This window comes from Sediminibacterium sp. (genome assembly GCF_051860225.1).
Classification (GTDB): domain Bacteria; phylum Bacteroidota; class Bacteroidia; order Chitinophagales; family Chitinophagaceae; genus Sediminibacterium.
On sequence record NZ_JBHYEI010000002.1, the window covers coordinates 417,012 to 442,195 of the forward strand.

Genomic DNA, 25,184 nt, shown 5'->3' on the forward strand with positions numbered 1-25,184 from the left:
TATGTCTAATCAAATCTGTTAGGATTAAATGGAGAAATATCCATACTCAATGTTTTTCCTTCAATAATTTCCGCAACTAATTTACCAGTACCTGCCCCCAAGCTTAATCCAACCATTGCGTGTCCGGTTGCCATTACTAAATTATCCCATTGCTTGGTTCTGCCAATATAAGGCAAGCCATCTGCAGAACAGGGTCTATAACCGTACCATATTTTTTCATTAGGCGGCAGTTCAATATCAAATTGAGTATATACGGTTTTAACTGCATTAACTATTCCTTGAACCCTATTCATTCGTGGAGGAGTTTTGGTGGATGTGATTTCCATCGTTCCACCAAATCGTATTTTATTCCCATCCATCGGCGTTAATGCTACTCTTCCTTCAACTAAAACACTGGGGTGATTTATATGATAAGGCGAATCTTCTAATGTAATTGAATAACCCCTTCCTGGCATTAATAATAAATCAATGTTCAGCTTTGCCGCCAATTCTCTACTCCAAGAACCAGACGACAACACCACTTCATCTGTTGGATAATGCCCATGAACCGTTTTCACGGCAGTGATTTTTTTCCCCTGTTTCTCAAAACCAACTACTGCTTCTTCCTTTATAAGCTTCACTCCTTTTTGTGCCAAAACTTCAAGCAATTGATGCATTAATTTATTTGGATATAAATGGGCATCACATTTAAAAAACAAAGCCCCTAAAGCATCAATTTCTGTATGTGGTTCTAATGCCTGTAATTGTGCTTGGCTTAATATTGAAGTATCCAATAAACCCAACTGATGCGCTTTATCGCATAACGATTTACACTTATCTCCGCCTTTATCGGTTTTAAAAATCTCTAATAACCCTTTGTGTTCATAAGAAAAATCAAATACCGTAGATTGATCCCATTGCTCGTACCAATATTGGCTTAACAAAGCAATATCTCTTAGCGGGATAGCTGCTTTTTCTACTTGTTTTTCGGTGGCTACTTGCATGAATTTCCATCCCCATTTGATTAAATTTATGTCTAAACGAGGTTGAACATAAAACGGACTTTTTGAATTCCACATCCACTTTAATCCCTGTGTAACAATTCCGGGTGTAGCCAACGGCACAAAATGACTTGGACAGACATAGCCAGCATTGCCGTATGAGCAATTACCTAACATATCTGTTTTATCTATAACCGTTACTTCATGACCTGATTGATTCAAAAACCAAGCACTACTAAGCCCTATAATGCCTCCTCCTATGATGGTTACTTTCATTTAATTATGCAGTTATTTTGACAATAGCTTATTATCTTTAAGCTAATAATTATGGAAACTTACGGAAAAATTCTACTCATTGCAATGCCTGCCTTTTTGGTATTAATTTTATTGGAAAAATGGTGGGGAATTCGAAAAGGTAATGATACCATTAGAACCATGGATATGGTATCTAGTTTAACCTCAGGAATAACCAATTCAACCAAAGATGTGTTGGGTTTAAGTGTAGCTGTTTTAAGTTACAATTGGATGGTAACCCATTGGGCTATCTTTCAAATTGAAGCTTCAATTTTACTGTACATCATTGCATTTTTTGCATTAGACCTTACTGGTTACTTGGTACATCGAATTGATCATGAGTTTAATTTTTTCTGGAATGCGCATATTATTCACCATAGCAGTGAAGATTTTAATCTTGCCTGTGCTTTGCGCCAAAGCATTTCTACTTTTGTTCGTTTGTTTACCATTTTTCTTTTACCAGCAGCCCTTCTTGGCGTTCCTACTCAGGTAATTGCTGTGGTTGCACCCTTGCACTTATTTGCACAATTTTGGTACCATACCCAGCATATTGACAGAATGGGCTGGTTAGAGAAAATCATTGTAACACCTTCTCATCATAGAGTGCATCATGCTATTAATCCAGAATACTTAGATAAAAATTATGGGCAGATTTTTATTTTTTGGGATAAATGGTTTGGAACCTACCAAGAAGAATTGCCGAATGTAAAACCTGTTTATGGTATTACAAGACCGGTAAGAACCTGGAATCCTATTAAAATAAATTTCATGCACCTGTGGCTATTGATTCAAGATGCATGGCATACAAAAAATATAAAAGATAAGTTACGCATTTGGTTTATGCCAACTGGATGGAGACCTACAGATGTTGCAGAAAAATACCCTGTTTACAAAATAGAAGACCCCTATCACTTTGAAAAATATGAAACTAAAGCAGGTCCTTTTTTCACTACTTGGGTCTGGATACAACTTGGATTACTTTTATTATTCATTAGCTATCTATTTGGCAATATTGCAAGCATTGGAAGCCCTGGCATGTTCATTTATGGCTTATTCGTATTTGTATTTGTTTATGCTTTTACCGAATTGATGGATGGAAACCCCAATGCGTGGGGATGGGAATTACTAAAGGCAGGTTTAGGATTTTACTTGAATATAAGCACCAATGGATGGTTTGGGCTCAGCACTTATTCACCAGTAATTCCTTACCTCATTGGAGCCTATTTTATATTTTCTTTTATGCTGACCATTTATTTCAAAAAAGAAAACAACCGATATTCAATAGCAATTAATTAAGCGGTTATTTCATATCGTCAGCAGTAAATCTAAGCGGCAATAACGAAGCGGCATCTTCTAATACATAAACAACTCCTTCCATTCCACTTAAAATGAGTTTAATAGGTTGTTGTTGTCTCAATGTTTGTTCTACAAGACTTTGTCGGCATATTCCACAAGGGCTTACCGGATTATTACTTTGTCCATTTAAATTATGACAACTAATGGCCATTGTTTTGATGGCTACGCCATTGTATAAAGAAGATACCGCAGACAACAATACTCTTTCTGCGCAAATACCCACCGGATAACTAGCATTCTCTTGATTAGTACCTTCTATTGTCTCTCCATTATTAAGCAATGCAACTGCCCCAACATGAAATTTTGAGTAAGGAGCATATGCTTTTGCAGTGGCAGCCCTTGCCTTTAGCAGTAGCTGCGCATCCTCTAAAGAAAGTGCAGATTCATTTTCTAAGACTTGATATTGGAATACAATTTCTTTCATTCAGGTTATTGAATCACTTTAAATAATCTATCCCATCTAGGTCCTTTATTCCAGCTAAACCAAATTAAAGAAGCCTTTCCAACTATATGTGTTTCAGGTACGAACCCCCAGAAACGACTATCTTGACTTCTATGTCTGTTATCTCCCATCATCCAATAGTAATTGTATTGGGGAGTATAACTATTGACAACTTTACCATTTATGATGAATTGACCGTTTTTTTCTTCTAAAGTATTGTGCTCGTAAACAGTAATCAACCTTCGATACAATGAAATATTGTTTTGATTCAATACAATTGATTTTCCTTTTTGTGGTATGGTTAAAGGCCCATAATTATCTAAAGTCCAAGGAAAATTAGCCTCATCATTTGGAAAAAACATACCGACATTGGTATCTACATATTTTACCAAAGACACCACACCAGGGTATTTTTTTACTTTTTCCGCAGCCTCTGCAGTAATATTAAAAATATACGTTTTACTATCAGGCCCTGGCGAAAAATTACCGTTATTGTTCTCTAAATCTATCCCTAATTCATCTCGTAAAAATTCATCGGTAAAACCGGAACCAGTAGTGGTTGCTATATAGTCAGTTTGCGCCCCACCTGGTAGTTCAGCAGGTTTGCCATTGATGAATAAATCAGCATTTTTAATTTCTAAAACATCCCCTGGAACTGCAACACATCTTTTAATGTAATTATCTGTTTTATCCATTGGATGAACCAAAATAGGATATTCCGCCAGCAGGGCTTCTCGATCACCTTTGAATTGGCTACTTCTCAACACTTCATAATAAGTGATTTTACTCCCAAAATCAGGCAAATTAATAATGGTATCTCCTGCAGGAAAATTAAATACAACTGCATCGTTCCTTTTAACTGTTGTAAGCGCTGGAAGCCTTTTATATGGAACTTGAACCTCTTTCATATAAGAAGGAGTGGTTAAACTAAAAGGCATTGTATTATGAACAAAAGGGAAAGAAATAGGAGTTTGAGGGATTCTTGGACCATAACTCATTTTGCTAACGAACAAAAAATCATTCACTAACAAACTCTTCTCCATACTTTCAGTTGGAATAACATATGCTTCAAAAACAAAAGTTCTGATAATAGTTGCAGCAACAATAGCAAACACACCCGCATCTATCCATTCTCTGGAAGCAGGTTTGTGATAATGATTTAATGAAGCTGGTCCGAACCATTTTTCTTTTTTAGAAAACCCTAAGTAAGGGAAATAGATGAATGGAAGAAACACCACTGCTGTATGTGCAGGAACAGATACTTTTTTGAAATTCATTACGAAAATGATGGTTATCCAAATCGTAATAAATTGCCCTGCAATTGGAATAAATTGTAACCAAAACCAAAATCGTTTGATATTGGTTATTTGTACAATTTCCCAAGTATTATAAAATGGCACAAAGGCTTTCCATGGGGCTATACCAGCCTTTTTAAACATGCCATACATGCCAATATGCCAACCAATAATTCCGATAATAAATAAAGCAAGACCCATAATTTGGATTTAAAGTAAACAAATGTATTTATTTCAAATACAATGCTAGATTATTAAATATAATATTTTGCTAAATATAATTTTTCACGTCTTCTGCGCTTATTTGTTTACCAGATAAAATGATTAGTCTTTCTACCACATTTCTTAACTCTCTAATATTTCCCGTCCAATTATGCGCTTTTAATAAATCTACCGCATCTCCTGCTATCGATTTTTGAGCCTGCCCATACTCGCTTGCTATTTCAGCTAAAAAATGAGCAACTAATAAAGGTATATCCTCCCTTCTTTCATTCAATGCGGGAACATGAATCAAAATAACTCCTAAACGATGGTATAAATCTAATCGGAAATTTTTGTCGGCAATCTCTTTTAATAAATCCTTATTAGTTGCAGCAACAACCCTAACATCTACTGCTATTTCTTTATCTCCTCCAACCCTAGTTATTTTACCCTCTTGTAACGCTCTTAACACTTTAGCCTGAGCACTCAAACTCATATCACCAATTTCATCTAAAAATAAAGTTCCACCATTGGCTTGCTCAAATTTGCCAATCCGTTGCTTAACTGCAGAAGTAAATGAACCTTTTTCGTGACCAAATAACTCACTTTCTATTAGCTCGGAAGGAATTGCAGCACAGTTTACTTCAATCAATGGGCCTGCAGCTCGGTTACTCTTTTCATGTAGCCATCTTGCAACCAATTCTTTCCCACTTCCATTTTCACCCGTAACAAGTACTCTAGCATCAGTTGAGGCAACTTTATCAATGGTCTCTTTAATTTTTAGTATCGGCGTTGTTTGGCCAATAATTTCCTGAATCCCAGCAACTTTTTTCTTTAACACTTTAGTTTCTTTTACTAGCGTGTTTTTGTCCATGGCATTTCTGATTGTAATTAATAGCCTGTTTAAATCGGGGGGTTTTGATATATAATCAAATGCTCCCTTTTTAACTGCATCAACAGCTGTATCGATATTGCCATGACCACTTATTATTATAATGGGCACATCCCCATTCAATTCTTTCGCTTTTTGTAAAAACTCAATCCCATCAATCTTAGGCATTTTTATATCACATAAAACAAGGTCAAAATTGCCCGCTTTAAATTTTTTCAGGCCTTCTTCTCCATCTGGAGCTTCATCCGTAGTATACCCCTCATTACTCAAAATATCTTTTAAGACATTTCTTATTGCTCTTTCGTCATCTATTATTAGAATTGAAGCCATATTATGCTTTATTTACGAAGTTAATTATTGGAAAGATAATCTAATACCAAAATACCCATTGCGATTTGCTGCAGGATTGAAAAAACGGTTTCCTGCTGCATTAATATCATTCCCTAAACTATAAGATTGATTCAACAAATTATCTCCACCAACATAAAATTGAATAGTTTTCTTATTCCATAAAACTTGCTTGCTCAATTTTGCTTGCACTAATTGATACCCGTTTGCATAAACTGTAGCGGCATCATTCAACGATACTTTACTAGATAAATTTGCCGTAATGTTAAATGACCAACCATTTTGATGCCCCCAATTAAGACTTGAAACTAAGATATATTTAGGCACACCGGTTATAGGATTACCGTTAAAAACAGCTCCCCCTTGTTGATAATTGGTAAAACGATATGGCTGGAAACTAAATGAATTGGTTAAATCAAGTGTTGCTTTTCTTCCTTTAGCATTAGGTATAACAAAATATTTAAGCATTGCTTCAAACCCAGTTTGATCAGTAGCTCCAGCATTAATAAAATATTCATTGCCATTCACATCATTTCTTCTAACAATTGCATTCTTTAATTGGAAAGAATAAAAAGAGGCATCTAACAATATTTTATTATTGAGGAAACTACCCTTTATACCTAACTCCAAATTCCACCCTTGTTCTGCATTTAACTTCGGATAAAAATTACCATCAGATGGTCTAATTTCTGCTAATGTTGGGGAAGAAAACCCCCTAGCAATTATACCATACAAATTCAAGCTTTTACCTAATGTATAATTCAATGTTAGTCTTGGACTGAAGGGTGACTGAATACTTCTATTATTCATTAATTGGTTAGGCGTAATCAAAGACTTGTATTGATATAACTGTTGGTTAATGCTTATTCCTGCATTAACTAGAAGTTGTTTAATAGGCTTGAAGCTCAATTGTGAAAATACAAATCCTTGTTGCGCATAAATCAAATCATTAGCAAATATATTTCCAGCCACACCCTTGTTGTTGATGAAATTTTTAACCGTTGATTTATTAACCATCCATTCTATTCCAGTAATCCATTTTAATGATTCTATATTCGATAACGGGGCATATATAAATTGGGTTCCAGCAGAGCCATTCCATTCATTTCTAGCTTCATAATTAGTAATAAATGGATTAATAAACTGTGTATGATTAATAGAAAAAAAACTTTTAATCAGCATTTGCTGACTAATTTGAAAATGGTCCTGAATACCCACCCAAATGGTATTGTTTTGTATAGAGGCATTTTGTTCAATTGCACTAGGTAATGTGGCAGTAGCTTGCCTTGATAAACGTGGATTCAACAACAGTTGAGCAGAAGTAATCCCCCCTGGAGTTTGATAATTTAAGCGTGTGTAGAATAAACCCGTTTTAACGGTATGTTTTGCTCTTATAATTTGCGTTTGCCAAAACAGTCCGGTTCTATTTAAAGCGGAATGATCACGATATCCTCCAGATGCTAATCGGTGGAGTTGCAACCCCGAAGTAAATTGTTTATTACTATGATTAATGGTTAATTGTTGCTGATTGTACCCATAAGATCCACCTGTAAATTCAAGTGAGATGGCCCCTTTCTTCCCCGTAGAAAATGATGCAGATTGTCCCATTAAAAATACGCCACCCGTACCTGCGCCATACATACTAGATGCAGGGCCTTTCGCAATCTCAATCTGATCAATGGAAGCGGGGTTAATTAAATTCAAATAAGTATTTCCAGTTGCATCTGAAAAAGGTATTTCATTCCAATAAACTTTTACATTCCTGATACCAAAAGGGGAACGCAATAGACTACCCCTAACTGATAAGCGATAACTTCCTGGAGATCTTTCTTCCATACGAACACCAGCAACCATATTTATAGCCGGTAAAACAGATGCAGGTGAATATTGTAAGAAATCCTTTTTCTTTACAATAGCCAAAGCTGCTGGCAATTCTTTCCATTTTACATAACTATTAAAAACAGTAACTACTACATCTTTCAATGGTATTTCATTGTTAATTGTAGAATCCTGCGCATTGCCAAAGACGCTTATTAGTAAGAGATAACAAAAAATATAGACTTTTATCGAAGATTTAAGCATCGCGTTATTAAACAGCAAAGCCCGAAATTACTCGGGCTTTGCAATGATCAAAATAAATTTATTTTTTCATATACATCACTTCCTTCACAAGCTTAACAGTTCTAGTTACATCTGGAACAGCTAATGCAGTAAGGTTAGGAGCATAGTGCATAGGCGCATCAGCGCTAGTGATTCTTCTAATTGGGGCATCTAAATAATCGAATCCTTCTTTTTGAATTCGGTAACTTATTTCAGAAGAAATAGAGGCAAATGGCCACTGCTCTTCTACTATTACCAATCGATTGGTTTTTTTAACACTTTCCAAAATGGTCATCCAATCTAAAGGTCTGATAGTTCTTAAATCGATTACTTCAGCACTTACTCCTTCTTTTGCTAATTCTTCAGCAGCGCCTAATGCAACTTTCATCATTTTATTGAAAGAAACAATGGTTACATCTGTACCTTGTCTTTTTACATCCGCTTTACCTAATGGAATATAATACTCTTCATCTGGAACATCTGATTTGTCTCCGTACATTACTTCACTTTCCATAAACATAACTGGATCTTCTTCAAAACGAATTGCTTGTTTTAAAAGGCCCTTTGCATCGTACCCATTAGAAGGTGAAACCACTTTTAAACCAGGGATATTTGCATAATAACTTTCAAAAGCTGTTGAGTGCTGGGCACCTAATTGTCCTGCACTACCATTAGGCCCTCTAAATACAATTGGACAACCAATCTGGCCACCACTCATTGCTAACATTTTAGAAGCAGTATTGAGAATTTGATCCATCGCTAATACTGCAAAGTTCCAAGTCATGAATTCTACAATTGGTCTTAGCCCATTTTGGGCTGCTCCAACTGCAACAGCAGTAAAACCAAGTTCTGCAATAGGGGTGTCTATAACACGCTTATCGCCAAACTCCGCCAGCATACCCTGACTTACTTTATACGCACCATTATATTGCGCCACTTCCTCCCCCATTAAAAAGACTTTCTCGTCTCTTCTCATTTCTTCACTCATTGCTTCCCGAAGGGCTTCTCTAAACGCTATTGAACGCATAATCAGTTATTTTAAAATGTGCACAAAAATAGAAGATAAACCTATATAAATCAAAAAACCCCTCCCGAGTTTTACTCAAGAGGGGTATTTATATTTTGGAACCACTAGTTAAAATACATTCCAACCAAAGCTTACATAGTATAAGCCTCCAATTTGTACGTTACCAAAACCATTGGTATAGTATTTATTGAAGATATTGGTACCACCAACTTTAATTAGAGATTTAACAGCAGGTAATTTGTAGCTAATCATTGCATCCATTGTAGAATAAGAAGGAACTTGTCCTACAGCAAATGTACCCTCATAGATAAAGCTATCTACCCATCTGTAAGTAACATTAAATCCAAATCTGTTGTCTTTACCAAAGCCATTATTAGCAAAACCTGCATTGAAACGGTACTTAGGTGTATTGAAATAAGATACAAATCCAACTGGCAATTCACCAATTACATCAGAATATAAGTTAGCATTCACAGAGAAGTTCTTAGGTAATAAATATTCCAAAGAAGCTCCCCATCCTTTCACATCTACTGTTCCTGGAGCATTTACTGAAATGCTATAAGCAATTCTAGTATTCGCGTTTAATACATTCAATGGACTAGGAGGTAATCCTGCTCTTGCTTGTATTACAGTTACTCCACTTAAGAAATCTCTGTAACGAGCTTGGTAAGCATAAACGTCAATTAACAAACGCTTTCCAATTAAACCCTTATAACCAACTTCAAATGAAGTGGTAGATTCAGGCTTAAACTCACCAAACTGTTGCTGTTGCAACAATCCAGGGTTAGGAGCACCTGCTAAAGCACTTGCACCAAAAGCTTGAACACTTGCTAAAGTATATGCAGGGTTACCATTGAAATTATAGAAATCTCTCAATTGAGGCAAACCACCCATCAAACGAGTACCGCCACCTACTAACAAGTTAATCCACTGGTTTTGTGTAGTTGGGAAACGGTAAGCAGTTTGATAAGAGAAACGTAAATTATGATCTTGTGCTAGTTTAATTACAGCAGAAACTCTTGGGGTAAAGCGACCTTTAAAGTTGGTATTCTTGTCGTAACGACCAGAAGCAGTAATCTTTAAGCGATCTCCAAACATTTTCTGTGAAATCTGCAAATAAGCACCCATTTCATTAATGTTGATCGGACCTGCAGTATCTGCAAATAATGTTCCTTGAGAATTCAAGCTAAACTGACGGAAATTGCCTCCAATCATTACGTCAGTTCCTTTTTCACTTAATCCTAAATCATCTGATAAATTGTATTGACCTTCTATACTTTTCAAGGTTGTTCTATCTAAGAATAAACCACCTCCTTGAGAAATTGGCGTACTTGCAATTTGCTGGAATAATGGGTTATTTCCGATAAATCCGGTAGGTCTTCCTGCGTCAGCAACATTTCTTGCAGCGTTTAATATATTCATTCTATTTGCAGATACCACACCAGGAGCAGCACTTTGTGCTGCAGCCATAGCAGCTGAAGGAGTTAGACCAGCTCCTAAACCAGCAGCATAACCAGCAGCCAATGCCCCAATATATGTACCTACAGCACCACTAGTAGGACTACCCACAGTAGCACCCACAAACTGAGGGAACCAAGCAGTAGCACTAGGCTTCCACGCTTCATTAAATAAACGAGCAGCTATAGTTGAGTTAAATGATCCACCAGAATTTTCACGCGTTGTAAATGCTCTTACATACCAGTTTTTTGCTTTTAATTCTAGTTTGTATTGTCCCATCACAAGGTCTTTCAATGCGTAACGATCGCTTCCTGTGTAAACAGTATTTCCTGTTCCCCAATAAGCAGCAGCAATCGCTTCAACTTTATCAGAAATTTTATAATGCAATGCTCCACTTAACTTCACATTCAACGTTGTTGGATCAACTACTTGATTTTCATTGTATCCTGTTCTTGAAACAAATAATGGAGAATTAGCAAATGAACCTAAAACTGCTGAAGAAGGAATTGGAATTGGAGTGGTGATTCCAGGAAAAGTCCCAACTGGTAATAAACCTAAAAAAGGATTACCTGCAATTACACCTCCAAAAGCTCCGCGTAAATCAGCATTGGTTTCATCCCCGTAAGTGTTGATACCATCATAGTTAGGGTCTGTCGAACGAGTTCCAGGAATTACATTTCCATTAGGACCAGCAGAAAGAGGCGCTCTTAAATAGTTGCCACTATTGTTAGCCAACCAATCCTGTGCTTGCAAAAACTGTAAGTTCATTTTATAAGCCCACTTATCATTTATTTTTTTTGCATAGCGAACACTCCAATCATAATAAGGTGATCTTGGACGCTGAGACCCATCAACATGGTTAATACCAGATTTAATTTGGAAACTTAATCCTTGATGTTTAAAAGGATTTTTACTATTGATTAGTAAAGTACCATTGGTACCACCCGGTCCATATAGAGCAGATGATGCACCTTGAAGTAATTCAATATTATCTACATCTAATTCTGTTAAACCTATCACGTTACCAACAGCAAAGTTTAATCCTGGCGCTTGGTTATCCATTCCATCTACTATCTGGTTTAAACGAGTATTACCACTACTGTTAAAACCACGAGTACCAACACTTGTAAAGGTTAAACTAGCAGAAACAACGTCTACCCCCTTTAAGTTAGCAATCATATCGTAATAATTAGCCGCAGGAGAATTACGAATAGCCGCAGTACTAATTCTTTCGATAGACACTGGAGATTCTAATATTCTCTCTGGCACTCTTGAAGCTGAAACTACTATTTCATCACCTAAAGTAAATGCAGTTTCTAATTCTACAACTACCTCTTGATTATTCTCCTTAATTGCTATCTCTTTTGCGGCATAGCCTACAGAAGAAATAACTAATGTAAAAGGAAGTTTCTGAACAGTAGAGAACTTAAAGTTTCCTTTATCATCTGTATATGTACCTGCGGTACCTCCTTTTACAGAAATTGAAACAGCAGATAAAGCTTCTTTCGTTTTTCCGTTCTTAACACTGCCTGAAACGGTTGTCTGTTGAGCCATTACTGAAATACTCAATAAAAGCGCAAAGAAAGACAGACCGAAATGGGTTAAAAGTCTTCTCATAATGGCAATTTTTGTTTGAATTGTAAAGCAAAATAGTATATGTTAAGTTCTTGTAAAAATTTAATTTATAGCAGGAATATAATTATTGTGGACAAAATTTAAGTAGTAAGGTAGGTTTTAGGGAGATGGATAATTAATTTTGACTGATGGCACAGTATCAATTTCCCCAACAAACGGAATTTTATAAAGGTAAAGTAAGAGATGTTTATTCTATTGGAACAAAATGGCTTGTCATGATAGCGAGTGATCGCATCTCTGCATTCGATGTGATTTTACCGAGAACAATACCATATAAGGGTCAAGTTTTAAACCAGATAGCAGCTTATATGCTACAAAAAACAGCTGATATTTGTCCTAATTGGCTTCAAAGTTGCCCAGCTCCTAATGTGTCAATCGGCCAAAAATGTGAGCCATTTAAAATTGAAATGGTTGTCAGAGGCAATTTAGTAGGTCATGCATGGAGAACTTACCAATCTGGCCAAAGAACTATTTGTGGCGTTGAAATGCCCGAAGGATTAAAAGAAAACGACTTCTTTCCTACCCCATTAATCACCCCTTCTACCAAAGCAGCAGAAGGACATGACGAAGATATTTCCAAAGAAGAAATTATTAAAGAGGGATTAGCAACCGCTGAAGAGTGGGAAACACTAGAAAAATACACAAGGGCTTTATTTGAAAGAGGAAAGCAAATTGCAGCTGAAAGAGGGCTTATATTGGCAGATACTAAATATGAATTTGGCAAATTAAATGGAACTATCTATTTAATGGATGAAATACATACCCCAGATTCTTCTAGGTATTTCTATGCAGATAATTTTGATGACCGTCAACTAAAAGGTGAAAGACAAAAACAATTAAGCAAAGAATTTGTGCGTGAATGGTTAATAGCAAACAACTTCATGGGCAAGGATGGTCAAGTAGTACCAACAATGACAGACGAATGGGTAGATACCATCAGCAAAAGATACATTGAACTATATGAGAAAGTAATTGGCGAAGCATTCGTACCCATTGACCAATCAGAGGAAGATACTTTTTCGGCAATTAATAAAGAATTAGAAAAATTAGGAGCCCTTTAAATTAAATGGGGGTTCCAGCTTCTTTTTTTGCCTGAATAATTTCATCTAAACGAGGCCTTATTCTTGCACTGCTTTTGTTGAAAATATTTTGCCCTTTATCAATCCCTTTTCGAATTTGTGCTTGGCGTTCAGCAGGCATATGAATGGTCTCTTTGCATTCTGAACTGCAGCAGCCTTCAAATTTTTCAGCGCAGGAAAGACATTGAATAAATAATAAATGACATCCATCATTATTACAATTGGTATGGGTATCGCACACTTCCCCACATTGATGACAATGCGCAATGATATCTGGAGTTATTCTTTCCCCTAAACGGTCATCAAAAACAAAATTCTTACCAATAAACTTTGGCGCTAATGCTTGACGTTTAATTTCGTTGGCATAATGAATTATACCCCCTTCCAAATGGTATACATTTTCAAAGCCTTTATGTAACATGTAAGCACTAGCTTTTTCACACCTAATACCACCAGTGCAATACATTACTACATTCTTATCTTGTTTTCCTTGAAGCATATCTACTGCCATTGGCAATTGCTCTCTAAAAGTATCTGAAGGAATTTCAAGGGCATTTGCAAAATGACCCACTTCATACTCATAATGATTGCGCATATCAATCACAATAGTGTTTGGATCATTCAGCATTTCATTCATTTGAGCAGCATTTAAGTATTTACCTTTTCGCTCCATAGAAAAGGTTGGATCGTCAATTCCATCTGCTACAATTTTTTCTCTCACTTTAATTTTCAATACCCAAAAACTCTTTCCTTGTAGCAAAGGATCATTCAAGCCCATTGGGTCTTCAACAGCAATATTTAATCTCAAATTCTCTAAGCCATGAATAGCATTCATTATCGATTTGAAGTCTTCCATATAGTGCTCAGGAACGCTTATCTGCGCATTAATACCCTCTTTAGCTATATAAATTCTTCCAAATACTTGAATTGCATTCAATTGTTTATATAAGCTATCTCTGAACTCTTGAGGGTTTTGAATAGGAAAATACCGATAAAAACTAATAGTAGTTCTTTTGAACGTTTCTTTCATTAAACGCTCTTTCAGCTCTTGATTAGAGACACGATTGTGTAATACTGCCATAAAATAAATTTTAGACATAGCAATTGCTATGTTCCGATTAATAATGGAGCTGCTTGCAGGGCAGCCAAAATTCATGGCAAAGTTACAAATTATTGGCCAAATGGTAAAGCTAGTCTAATACCGCTATTGGCTGCACCTCCTTTTTCAATAGACCGGATAAAGTCAACTCTAATGACTTTAAAAATATTTTCTAGACCAAGGAAATATTCAACATAATATTTTCCCTTTTCGAGCAATAAAGCATTAGCACCTGTAACAATAAACCAATTCAATTTTTTAAAGCCAGGAATTTTATTGGTCAGCAATCCATTTAAATGGTATTCAATATGCCCAGTACCATACAATGATGCCGTATTGCTGAATTTATAATAAGGAGCTAATTGAAATGATCGAGTAAAAGCGCTAGCTAATAAAACCTGATTGCCTAAAAAATGTACTTGATCTGGTTCAAACACTTTATCCTTTTGTAGAAATCCTCCCGCGGTAAAAGCATAATTCAATTCACCCGCTAGTTTTAAATCTAAGTCGTCCGAAATACTCAATCGCCATTTGGTGTAATTCGCATCTGATCCTAAAATCCCTGCAAATGCTTTCGTTACAGATAGATTAAAAGTAGGATAACCCGATCCAATATTTACTTTACGGTCAGGATATTCAACATACTTAGCTCCGGGCAACCAAGAGAAACCAGCGCTAATGATGAATGCTTGATGACGTTGCATTGGAATAGTTCCAAATTCGGCTGGATGATTAGAAGTAATAGTTCTATTGGGTATATCTTTCCAAAACGCAACATCAGGCAAATTAGTTAATGGGCGACGATCTTGGTATTGTACAACTCCAGAAAAGTTAAGTCCATTACCAATACCAGCATTATAATTCAACCTTAAAAAATCAGCCTCATAAATTTTCAAGAAATTTTGTTCACGCATTAAAGTATAATAACTATTAATGAACTCACTGATGGGTGCAGCATTATTAAACTGAAATACTTTTTTCCCTCCTGAAAAATTAAACGACTGAATATATTTTTTGCCAAACGTGTAGTTAACCGTTAATGAAGGATTAAAATGTTTATTAGCAAACCCATAACGCAATTCAGGTGTGATGCTTAAGGATTTTCTGCCCTCCATCTGTTTTCGCCATTGTGGAGCCAAATTAATTACACCACCTTCAACTGTATTGAAATTAATCGTATTGATTAATGGCTCGATATTAAAGCTGGTTTTAGTTTTTCTTTTACTAAAAAACTTTCCGGTTAACAACAGATTAGATAGTGTAAACTTATTCCTGATTTTATCAAGAGAATCTAAATATGCTGGTGATTCTCTTACTTTTTCTAAGCTATCTTTTTTTTTATAATCTTTAATCTCTTCTAATAGAAGTGGCAATGGTCGAATACTATCCCAATAAGCCATTGTTTTTTTATTAGAACTATCATTGAATTTAAGAACAGTGTTATTGAAATACTTGGGTTTAAAGTTGGGTGCAATATTAAACTGATCATATACTTGTAAAAAGCTTCCAAAAAAATCGAATCCAAAAAACTTTCCACTTGGATAAATTACTTGCTGCTTAATTACCCAATACTTTTCAAGCGGAATATATTGCTGTTGAATTGTTAACGTATCGAGTAATTGCATTTGCTGTTTACGCAATAATTTTAAGTCTACACTTTGCACATGCCAATCATTTTCTGTGATATGAATATAACCAGTAAATAATGGCTCATAAGCCCTTTTAGGTATTACTTTAATTCTACTAATTTCCTTTCCAAATTCATAGAAAGTGCCTTCAAATTTATACTTGTAAAAATTCAGTGCATTGTCAGCAATAGGAGATATAAATCCTCTTGGATTTAAGCCATTACCTAAAGAAATAATATTGTCGTAAAATGAAATAATTTGAGGATTACTAAATCCAAATCCATCGCTTCTACCACTTACTTTAGTAGAAATAACTTCAACCTTTCTCTGATCAGGTTCATTCACTGAATACTTTGCGATTGTTTCGGATAATAAAAGCATTTTCCTTTTACTTGAATCACCATCCTCAAAATCTACTTTCTGTCCCATGAATGTTTTGGGATAATTTCTCAATTGCAACTGCCCTTTTATATATACTTCAGTTGTATACTTCTTAATCTCCTTTAAATGAAGTGCACGTTTTGCAATAGCATTTCTAATGATTGAATATGCAGGATCTTCTCCTCCAGTTTTCACTATTACTTCATTTAATTGATAGTCTCTTCGTACCAATGTAATATCTAATTTTTGGGGTGTTGATGAAACGGTTATTTTATGCTCAACTGTTTGATAACCGATATATTGAAATACCAAAACATATGTACCCGGACTAAGGGTAATTGAATAAAATCCACTACTATTAGCTGAAGCTCCTTTTGTACTACCCTTCACTAAAACAGAAGAAAATGGTAATGGCTCATTATTGGTTACTGATTTTATTGTACCAGATATTTCAGTTGCCAATCCATCCAACTGAGAAAACAAAATAAATAAGAATATTACCCAAAAACGGAGCATATGAAAAATTTAGAATACAAAAAAAACCCCAATACTTGGCAAACCAAGTTGGGGCATCATAAATGAATGTTAATTTATACTAATATTTATTTTATCTTATCTTGCCAAGCCAACATCCCACCCGAAACATTAATTAAATTACTAAAGCCTGCCGTTTCCAAAATAAGACAAGCTTGTCCACTTCTATTCCCACTTCTGCAGTATATATAAATTGGTTCATCCTTCCAATCTTCTAATTCATCCACTTGCATTGTCTGAATATTACCCAAGGGTAGATGAATCCCCCCAATATTAAAATCTGCTCTTTCATGAGCTTCTCTAACATCCACTAAATGAATGGATTCTCCACCATCTAACTTTGCTTTTAACTCTTCTACTGTAATTGTTTGCATTGTATTTAATTGTTTGGGGTTTGAAAACTAGTATCTTTAATAGGCGCTTGTTCACTGATGAATAAATCAATTAACTGACCTTGCCTAATTTTATTCTTTGAAGGCATTCCATCAGGCCCAGTAACATTGCTGAACAAAGTAGGATTTTGTTTTATAATAAATGCAGCAGCAGAATCTCTTATTGCACCAGATGATACTATAGAACCTATATTAATATTTAAAGAAGATAAAGTAGCTCTTGCTTGATCTAGCGTAAGGCCAATTAAATCTGGAACATCTGTTTCATCGCCTCCAACCCCACTCCCTAATACTAAGTTGATAACACTTCCAATCGCAATTTTCTCACCAGGTTTAATTGGCACACCATTTAACAATTGTTCTAACACAGCATTGCGAGCAATATCTGGTTTGTAGGTAACAAAACCTAATTTGAGCCCTAAACTTTGTAAATACATTTCTGCACTTCTAATTGAAAAGCCTGTCAAATTAGGCATTTCAACTTGTGGAGGAATAGTTCTATTCAAAGTTAAATAAATTGCTCTCCCAGTTTTAACCACAGCATCTGCTTCAGGTGATTGCCTGATTACCGCTTGTTTTGCAACGGTATCTATGTATACTGAATCTTGAATCACCACTTCAAAACCCTGATCTTCTAATATTTTTTGAGCTGCAATTATATGCTGCCCTGTTACATTGGGTACCTTCTCAAATTTACCATAGCCTGTAATCCAATCAAGTGAGCCAAAAAATAATAAAATCAGCATAAGAACTAATCCTATACCAGTTAATATATTTATCCAAAGTGGCTTATCTGTAATGAATTTGAACACTATAATAATTTATTTAAATGAAAAACAAAATTCAAAATAAAATTAATGAAATGCTTGCTCAATAACAGCAGAATAAAAATCAGTTAATTGCATTCCCATTGCTCTTACCTGCTGTGGTATTACAGAAGCGTCGCTTTGACCAGGCACCGTATTTACTTCTAACATAAAAGGTTTCTGTTGAATAGTGTCATAAATAAAATCAATTCGAACAACCCCTCTACAATTAAAAATCTCGTATACCTTTTTTGCCGCATCAGAAAGATGCTTTTTCATAGTATCATCAATTTTCGCGGGGGTTGTTTCAATGCTCTTACCTTGATACTTTGCTTCAAAATCAAAAAATTCATTTTGCGTACTTATTTCAGTAATCGGTAATACTGCAATTGTATTTCCTTCTTTAAATACGCCAATAGTAAACTCCCTCCCGCTTATAAACTCCTCCACTAAAATTTGATGATCTTCTTTAAAAGCTTTAGACAAAGCTGGAACTAATTCTTCAGCCGTATTTACTTTACTCATACCAATACTACTCCCTCCATTATTTGGTTTTACAAATAAGGGTAATTTAAGTTGAGATAATATTGCTTCAGCACTAATGGGCGTATGACTAAATAAATGCATTGATTTAGCTACATTAATTCCTCCAAATGCAGCAACGGCAACTGTGTAACGCTTATTCATAGTTAAAGCAGAAGTGGCAGCATCACAGCTGGTATATGGTATGCCCAACATATCAAAATACCCTTGTAATTTTCCATCTTCTCCTGGCGTTCCATGAATACACATTAAAGCTACATCAAAATGGATAGTATTGCCATTGTCAACAATTGAAAAGTCATCTCTATTTACTAAAGACCGCTCACCTGCCTTATTTTCATACCACCATCCTGTTGGATTGATATCTATCTTATAGCAATCATATTTAGAACGATCGATATTATTCCCTACAGTGATAGCGCTTTTATAACTTATTTTAGCTTCTCCACTTAGGCCACCGGTAACCAATGCTACTTTACGCTTCATGTATCAGGTTAAGCTTGTTAAATATGCATTTTTGCTTTCTTGGCCATCAGCTCTTCCACCGTTTCTTGGTACAATTCGTCTGGAACACAACAATCAACTGGACAAACTGCTGCACACTGTGGTTCTTCATGAAATCCTTGGCACTCAGTACATTTATTAGGCGTTATATAGTAGGTGTCTAAGCTTATTGGTTCAAACCGTTTATTTGCATCTACCATACTGCCATCCATTAGCTGAAAGCTACCTTTTATAGTGGTTCCGTCAGCAATAGACCATTCTACTCCACCTTCATAAATAGCGTTATTGGGGCATTCTGGCTCGCATGCGCCACAATTAATACATTCTTCTGTTATTTTGATTGCCATACAAAATGGGTTTGTTGGGTTAGTGAAATTACATTTGCAGTACCAAAAATACGGTTGACAAATGATTTTACAAGAACGAATTGAATTATTATGCCGTTTAGGCCAATATATCAACAACAATGATAGTGAATGGTTGGGCACTAAAGAAAGGGCTTATAACCAAAATCAATGGTTTGTGCCGGAATTTATTGAGTCGGCAACGCAAAATATTGCCCAACATTTTCTAAAGGATCAGCTATTGAAAGACTGGGCAGCAAAATACGAAGTATCGGAGGTTCCAATCAACCCTCTACAAATAGGCATTGTAATGGCAGGGAATATCCCCTTAGTAGGCTTTCACGATCTTTTATGTGTTTTCATTTCTGGGCATTATGCGGTAGTAAAAACTTCTTCTAAAGACGAAGTATTGATAAAACACTTGGTAAAAAAAATGTACGAATGGGATGTGAGGGTTCAAAATTGGATTTCTTTTGCCGATAGGCTGAACGGCTTAGATGCCTATATAGCTACAGGAAGTAATAATTCAAGCCGGTATTTTGAGTACTATTTTGGCAAATACCCACATATTATTCGAAAAAACAGAACTTCAGTTGCCCTGTTGGATGGCACAGAAACCAAGGAAACATTGAGTTTGCTGGCGGATGACGTATTACAGTATTTTGGATTAGGTTGCAGAAATGTCACGCAAGTATATGTGCCCCAAGACTATGATTTTGTACCATTATTAGATGCCCTAAAAAAATATCCAGACTTTATAGATTACCATAAATACAAGCACAATTTCGACTATCATTTGGCTTTGTTAATTATGGGAGGCAAATATTATATGAACAACGACACCGTAATTCTAACCGAAAACCCTTCCCCTTTTTCTCCCGTAAGTCAATTGCATTATAGTTTTTATACGGATCGTACCCAAATTTTAAACCAATTAAAACAGGATGAGTCTATTCAATGTATTGTGGGATCAGGACTGGTTCCTTTTGGAGCGGCTCAGCAACCACAGTTAACCGATTATGCAGATGGAGTAGACACGATGTCTTTTTTAAGAGGACTTACAAAATGACATTTTTCCCAAAACATTTGTTAAATGGTACCATTGGAGAACTGTCAATTAAACAGCTTTGTTTATTTGCTATTGAAAAGGCATGTAAATTGAGTCATTATTAAAAAACAAAGATCATATGAATTGGAAAAATGGTTTAGTGATTGTGGCTATCAGCGCCACTACCGCCCTCGCCAGTGTGTGGGGCTACGGTAAATTCGTAGAGAACCAGCAAGCAGGCGTTCAAGAAGAGGGCAAGTTACCCGTTAACTATGCAGGCTTTTTGGGAAGTCCTAATAATGCAGCTGTAGGTTCAATTGATTTTACCGCCGCAGCTACAACAGGTACACCTGCAGTAGTACATATTAAAACCAGAACTAAAGCCAAACAAATTAGCAGTAACCAACGTCAGCAAAGAAATCCATTTGCAGATATGTTTGGAGATGATTTTGGTGATTTTTTTGGTGGACCAAGGGTTCAACCTGAACAACGTGCTAGCGGAAGCGGAGTCATTATTACCGAAGATGGCTATATTGTAACCAATAACCACGTGATTGATGGAGCTGATGAAATTAATGTTACCCTTGCTAATAAGAAATCTTATAAAGCTACCTTAATAGGACAAGACCCCAATAGTGATTTAGCTGTCATTAAAATTGAAGGAAAATCGTTCCCTTATATTGTTTATGGCAATAGCGATGAAGCAAAATTAGGCCAATGGGTACTAGCGATAGGATATCCATTTAGCTTGGATGTAACCGTTACAGCGGGAATCATCAGCGCAAAAGCCAGATCTATAGACATTAATAGAAGACAAGGGGCTAATCCGGTAGAATCATTTATTCAAACGGATGCTGCAGTAAACCCAGGCAATAGCGGTGGTGCATTAATCAATACCAATGGAGAATTAGTAGGAATCAATTCTGCCATTGCTTCACCTACTGGTTCATATGCCGGATACTCTTATGCTATACCAGTTAATATGGTGAAAAAAATTGTAACCGATATTGTAAAATTCGGAACAGTTCAGCGAGCATTTATTGGCATTAGTTATCCAAAGGAAAATTTAAGCGATGAAGATAAACGCAATTTAGAAAAAGAGTTAGGCACCGTTTATAAAGAAGGAGAAGGCGTTTACATTACAGATACGCCTGAAGGCGGAGCTGCTGCAAGTGCAGGTTTAAAGAAAGGAGATATCATTACCAAGATTCAAGGAGTGGCTATTGCAACAGGTCCTGAATTACAAGAGCAGGTAGCACGTTACAAGCCAGGTGATAAAGTAACTGTTCAGTACAAGCGTGCCGGAAAAGAAAACACAGTTACCATTACATTAAAAAATAAAGCTGGCAATACAGATATTGTAAGGAACAGTAGCATCATAGAAAAACTAGGTGGTGAGCTAGTAAACTTAGATAAGAAAGTTGCTGCTGCTAATGATGTTCCAGGTGGAGTTGTGGTGAAAAAAGTAGGAACTGGATTGTTGAGCAAGAGCAGAATGGAAGATGGTTTTGTTATCACAGGAATTAACGGAAAAGAAATCATCAACGTAGATGAATTGAAAATTGCTTTAGCCAATATTAAATCTGGCACCATCAGAATTGATGGATTCTATCCAGGATTTGAAGGAAGGTATACCTATCCACTACAGATTGCTGAAGAGTAATTATTTGAGTTCATTTATTCAATAAAAGAGTAACAAAAAGCCCTGCGACTAAACATTGCAGGGCTTTTTAAATTTTATATCGTGGTCTTAACCTTAGTTGATTTTTTCGTACACTAAGTACTCACCCGCTTGTAGTTCAAATTCTTCTTTCTCATGAAAATGAAAAGATAAGCCAGAAAATATATTCTTGAAATCACCTTTTAACCATTCGTGGTGCACATTAATTTTCAATCGACTATGTGTAGAAACATTTAATAAGACCAAAACAATAGCATTACCACTACGTCTAAAAAAAACCAATAACTCATTGTCTTTATCTGAGGGTAGAATAAAAGATTCACCCTTATATATTGCAGGATTATTAGCGCGCAATTGAGCAAGTTGTTGATAGAAGCCAAGTAGTTGGTTGGGGGTGTTCCACTCGATCAGGTCTTTATCAAAAAATTTCAATCTTTTTTTACTGGGACTTTCTTGACCGCTATAGACCATCGGCATACCATGCCAAGTAAATGCGAAAACAGCCCATGCTAAAGCAGCTACACCATATTTTTCATATTCAGTTCCATTCCAACTATTTTCATCATGATTAGAAGTAAAAAATAATTTAATTGCTCCACGAGGATATTGCGAATATGCATGTAAAACATTTCTCACTTCATGTAAAGTGGTAAGCGCTTTTGCATACCTACCAGTTTCATGCATCCACCACCATGAATAAGTTGCATCAAAAACCTGGTGATAATCTTGAACTTCACATTCTGCCAACCAGAATAATGGTTTTGTAAGCTCACAACTTAATCTAGCTTGTTGCCAAAAATCAAGCGGAACTAAATGGGCCATATCACATCTAAATCCATCAATATCAAAATCATCAACCCAATAACGCATGGCCTTAATTAATTCATGCCTCATTTCAGGCACTTCAAAGTTTAAATCAATCACATCATGCCATCCATTTTTCTCAGTGAAATTTCCATCCGCATCTTTCATCATCCATTCTGGGTGATCAATTGTCCAATGATGATCCCAGCCTGTATGATTTGCCACCCAATCAATGATGACTTTAAAGCCAAGTTGATGAGCACGTTGAATTAAAAGTTTAAAATCAGCCTTTGTTCCATACTCAGGATTAATATCAGTATAACTACTGCATGCATAATAACTGCCTAAACTTCCTTGCATCTTGAGCTTACTAATAGGCGTTATAGGCATCAGCCATAATAAATTAACGCCCATCTCTTTTAGACGAGGCAAGTGTTCTGCAAACGCATTAAAAGTTCCTTCTGGTGTATATTGACGAATATTCACTTCGTACATGGTGGCTGTGTGTGCCCATGGCACAACATGAAAAGAAGACTTCATTTTTTATTTATCTAAATAGGAAGATAAGTGTTTATCTTTTGAAAAAAGAAAAACAGGCACTTAACAACACAACAATTAAAGCACCTGCAACATTCAGCCATAAAAATCCAAGTCCGATAATATTATATTTATCTAAAAGGAATAATAGAATCACTAATAACTCCCCTATTACAGCAGCCCTAAATACGGCTGTGCCCCCAATCTTCTTCATATAAAAAGCAACCAAAAATATACCCAGTATCACGCCATAAAATAAGGAACCCAATACATTCACTGCTTCAATCAAACTTCCCATTCCAGTTGCAAACTGTGCAGTAATAATACAAAAGACACCCCAATAAAAAGTATACCATTTAGACAACCGATATTCTTTTAAATCTTGAGCAACTGAATCACTCAATTTTTCTTTCTTAGTAAATCGCTGATGAAAATCAACCATCGTACAAGAAGCCAAAGAATTGAGTGCTGCAGCAATTGATCCCCAGGCTGCTAAGAAAATAATCGCAATTAACAATCCCACTAAACCACTTGGTAAAAAGTCTACTACGAAACGCAAGAATATATAATTGGTATCATTGGTATCAGAACCTGGCACTGCTTTTTTAATAACCGCTTTATATTCATTTTTAATGACAGTTAATTTAGCTGCACCGCTTGCTACACTATCTTTAATGGCAGCCGTTGGCTGCAATACGAATAGTTTGCTATGCGCTTGTTGTGTTGCTTGTTGGTCATTAAATCGATACTTTATTTGTTCTAATGAATCTTTATAAGGAGTTAACATTGCCTTGTCTTCGGCAGCTTTATTAAAGAATACCGGAGAAGGATTGAACTGATAAAAAGTGAATAACAGCGCCCCTAATAAAAGAATTAAAAATTGCATGGGCACTTTAACCAACCCATTCATCAATAAGCCAATCTTACTCTCTTGCTCAGACTTTGCAGTTAAGTATCTTCCTACTTGAGACTGATCTGTTCCAAAATAGGACAATGCTAAGAAGAATCCACCAATAATACCACTGATTAAATTGTAACGATCCTTCCAATCAAACCCATTCTCGGTAAACCCAGTTGTAATAACATTCATTTTTCCGGCAGCACCACTTACAGCAAGTGCTTCACTGAATCCAACATTTTCAGGCAAATTCGAAACAATTAAATACCCTGCAATAAACATCCCTATGAAAATGATAATTAATTGCAACTGTTGGGTATAGGCAACCGCTTTGGCACCCCCAGATACGGTGTACACAATCAACATACCCCCCATAACTATATTAGTATAAAAAATATCCCAACCCATTAATGAGGACAATATGATAGAGGGAGCATAGATACTGATACCAGTTGAAAGGCCTCTGGAGAGAAGAAATAATGAGGAAGTAAATACCCTTGTTTTTAGATCGAAACGTTGCTCTAAAAATTCATACGCCGTAATCACTTTTAACTTACTAAACAACGGCACAAATGTGATACAAAGCACTACCATGGCTATTGGAATGCCAAAATAATATTGAACAAAACGCATCCCATCTGTAAAAGCCTGTCCTGGTGCTGAAAGAAAAGTAATTGCACTAGCTTGAGTGCCCATAATACTCAATAACACAATGTACCAAGGCATATTTCGGTTACTCAAAAAATAACCTTCCATGTCTTTGCTTGTTCGGCTCTTGTAAACACCGTAAGCAATAATGCCTGTAAGGGTAAGGATTAAAATGACCCAGTCAGCTGTTCTCATTTAAATAAGTTTGTAAACCAATCAAAAAAAAGTAT

Annotated in this window: 19 protein-coding genes; 4 read left to right on the forward strand and 15 right to left on the reverse strand. The window is 35.9% G+C overall.

Annotation, left to right across the window (positions count from 1 at the left end):
- Positions 1-5: 5 nt before the first annotated feature.
- Positions 6-1,256, reverse strand: coding sequence for an NAD(P)/FAD-dependent oxidoreductase (locus ACTIEI_RS08735; RefSeq protein WP_439505912.1), 1,251 nt, complete (start codon positions 1,254-1,256; stop codon positions 6-8).
- 51 nt (positions 1,257-1,307) lie between these two features.
- Here ACTIEI_RS08735 and ACTIEI_RS08740 point away from each other — a divergent pair, with 51 nt between their 5' ends.
- Positions 1,308-2,570, forward strand: coding sequence for a sterol desaturase family protein (locus ACTIEI_RS08740; protein ID WP_439505913.1), 1,263 nt, complete (start codon positions 1,308-1,310; stop codon positions 2,568-2,570).
- A 4-nt stretch (positions 2,571-2,574) separates the two neighbouring features.
- On the opposite strand, the gene ACTIEI_RS08745 is transcribed toward ACTIEI_RS08740, so the two are convergent.
- The 6 genes from ACTIEI_RS08745 to ACTIEI_RS08770 form a co-directional block, all read right to left on the reverse strand.
- The gene (locus tag ACTIEI_RS08745) at positions 2,575-3,054 is read right to left on the reverse strand and encodes a cytidine deaminase (RefSeq protein WP_439505914.1); all 480 of its coding nucleotides are present in this window, start codon (positions 3,052-3,054) and stop codon (positions 2,575-2,577) included.
- A gap of 5 nt (positions 3,055-3,059) precedes the next feature.
- Complete coding sequence (locus ACTIEI_RS08750; protein ID WP_439505915.1) at positions 3,060-4,568, reverse strand: S26 family signal peptidase; 1,509 nt, start codon at positions 4,566-4,568, stop codon at positions 3,060-3,062.
- A 70-nt stretch (positions 4,569-4,638) separates the two neighbouring features.
- Entirely contained in the window at positions 4,639-5,790 is a 1,152-nt protein-coding gene (locus tag ACTIEI_RS08755) for a sigma-54-dependent transcriptional regulator (protein WP_439505916.1), read from the reverse strand.
- A 24-nt stretch (positions 5,791-5,814) separates the two neighbouring features.
- On the reverse strand, positions 5,815-7,791 hold the full coding sequence (locus ACTIEI_RS08760) for a TonB-dependent receptor (protein ID WP_439505917.1): 1,977 nt from the start codon (positions 7,789-7,791) through the stop codon (positions 5,815-5,817).
- A gap of 157 nt (positions 7,792-7,948) precedes the next feature.
- Positions 7,949-8,935: a pyruvate dehydrogenase complex E1 component subunit beta gene (locus ACTIEI_RS08765; RefSeq protein WP_439505918.1), complete on the reverse strand. Its 987-nt coding sequence runs from the start codon at positions 8,933-8,935 to the stop codon at positions 7,949-7,951.
- A 108-nt stretch (positions 8,936-9,043) separates the two neighbouring features.
- Positions 9,044-12,010, reverse strand: a complete 2,967-nt coding sequence (locus ACTIEI_RS08770) for a TonB-dependent receptor domain-containing protein (protein WP_439505919.1) — start codon at positions 12,008-12,010, stop codon at positions 9,044-9,046.
- 146 nt (positions 12,011-12,156) lie between these two features.
- Here ACTIEI_RS08770 and ACTIEI_RS08775 point away from each other — a divergent pair, with 146 nt between their 5' ends.
- A complete protein-coding gene (locus ACTIEI_RS08775; RefSeq protein WP_439505920.1) occupies positions 12,157-13,089 on the forward strand; it encodes a phosphoribosylaminoimidazolesuccinocarboxamide synthase in 933 nt (310 codons plus the stop codon).
- Position 13,090: 1 nt separating this feature from the next.
- On the opposite strand, the gene trhO is transcribed toward ACTIEI_RS08775, so the two are convergent.
- The 6 genes from trhO to ACTIEI_RS08805 all read right to left on the reverse strand — a co-directional run bounded on the left by trhO (position 13,091) and on the right by ACTIEI_RS08805 (position 19,341).
- Positions 13,091-14,188: an oxygen-dependent tRNA uridine(34) hydroxylase TrhO gene (gene trhO, locus ACTIEI_RS08780; protein ID WP_439505921.1), complete on the reverse strand. Its 1,098-nt coding sequence runs from the start codon at positions 14,186-14,188 to the stop codon at positions 13,091-13,093.
- A gap of 89 nt (positions 14,189-14,277) precedes the next feature.
- Positions 14,278-16,731, reverse strand: coding sequence for a DUF5686 and carboxypeptidase regulatory-like domain-containing protein (locus ACTIEI_RS08785; protein ID WP_439505922.1), 2,454 nt, complete (start codon positions 16,729-16,731; stop codon positions 14,278-14,280).
- Positions 16,732-16,817: 86 nt separating this feature from the next.
- A complete protein-coding gene (locus ACTIEI_RS08790) occupies positions 16,818-17,123 on the reverse strand; it encodes a rhodanese-like domain-containing protein (protein WP_439505923.1) in 306 nt (101 codons plus the stop codon).
- A 5-nt stretch (positions 17,124-17,128) separates the two neighbouring features.
- Complete coding sequence (locus ACTIEI_RS08795) at positions 17,129-17,953, reverse strand: PASTA domain-containing protein (RefSeq protein WP_439505924.1); 825 nt, start codon at positions 17,951-17,953, stop codon at positions 17,129-17,131.
- A gap of 42 nt (positions 17,954-17,995) precedes the next feature.
- The gene (locus ACTIEI_RS08800; RefSeq protein WP_439505925.1) at positions 17,996-18,976 is read right to left on the reverse strand and encodes a D-alanine--D-alanine ligase; all 981 of its coding nucleotides are present in this window, start codon (positions 18,974-18,976) and stop codon (positions 17,996-17,998) included.
- A 17-nt stretch (positions 18,977-18,993) separates the two neighbouring features.
- A complete protein-coding gene (locus ACTIEI_RS08805) occupies positions 18,994-19,341 on the reverse strand; it encodes a 4Fe-4S dicluster domain-containing protein (RefSeq protein WP_439505926.1) in 348 nt (115 codons plus the stop codon).
- Positions 19,342-19,402: 61 nt separating this feature from the next.
- On the opposite strand from ACTIEI_RS08805, the gene ACTIEI_RS08810 reads away from it, so the two are divergent.
- Together ACTIEI_RS08810 and ACTIEI_RS08815 are read left to right on the forward strand one after the other, a co-directional pair.
- A complete protein-coding gene (locus ACTIEI_RS08810) occupies positions 19,403-20,407 on the forward strand; it encodes an acyl-CoA reductase (protein ID WP_439505927.1) in 1,005 nt (334 codons plus the stop codon).
- A gap of 118 nt (positions 20,408-20,525) precedes the next feature.
- Complete coding sequence (locus ACTIEI_RS08815; protein WP_439505928.1) at positions 20,526-22,049, forward strand: S1C family serine protease; 1,524 nt, start codon at positions 20,526-20,528, stop codon at positions 22,047-22,049.
- A gap of 93 nt (positions 22,050-22,142) precedes the next feature.
- Here the strand turns inward: ACTIEI_RS08815 and ACTIEI_RS08820 are convergent, their stop codons facing one another.
- Both ACTIEI_RS08820 and ACTIEI_RS08825 read right to left on the reverse strand, forming a co-directional pair.
- A complete protein-coding gene (locus ACTIEI_RS08820) occupies positions 22,143-23,411 on the reverse strand; it encodes an alpha-amylase family glycosyl hydrolase (protein ID WP_439505929.1) in 1,269 nt (422 codons plus the stop codon).
- 31 nt (positions 23,412-23,442) lie between these two features.
- Positions 23,443-25,149: a sodium:solute symporter gene (locus ACTIEI_RS08825; protein ID WP_439505930.1), complete on the reverse strand. Its 1,707-nt coding sequence runs from the start codon at positions 25,147-25,149 to the stop codon at positions 23,443-23,445.
- Positions 25,150-25,184 lie beyond the last annotated feature (35 nt).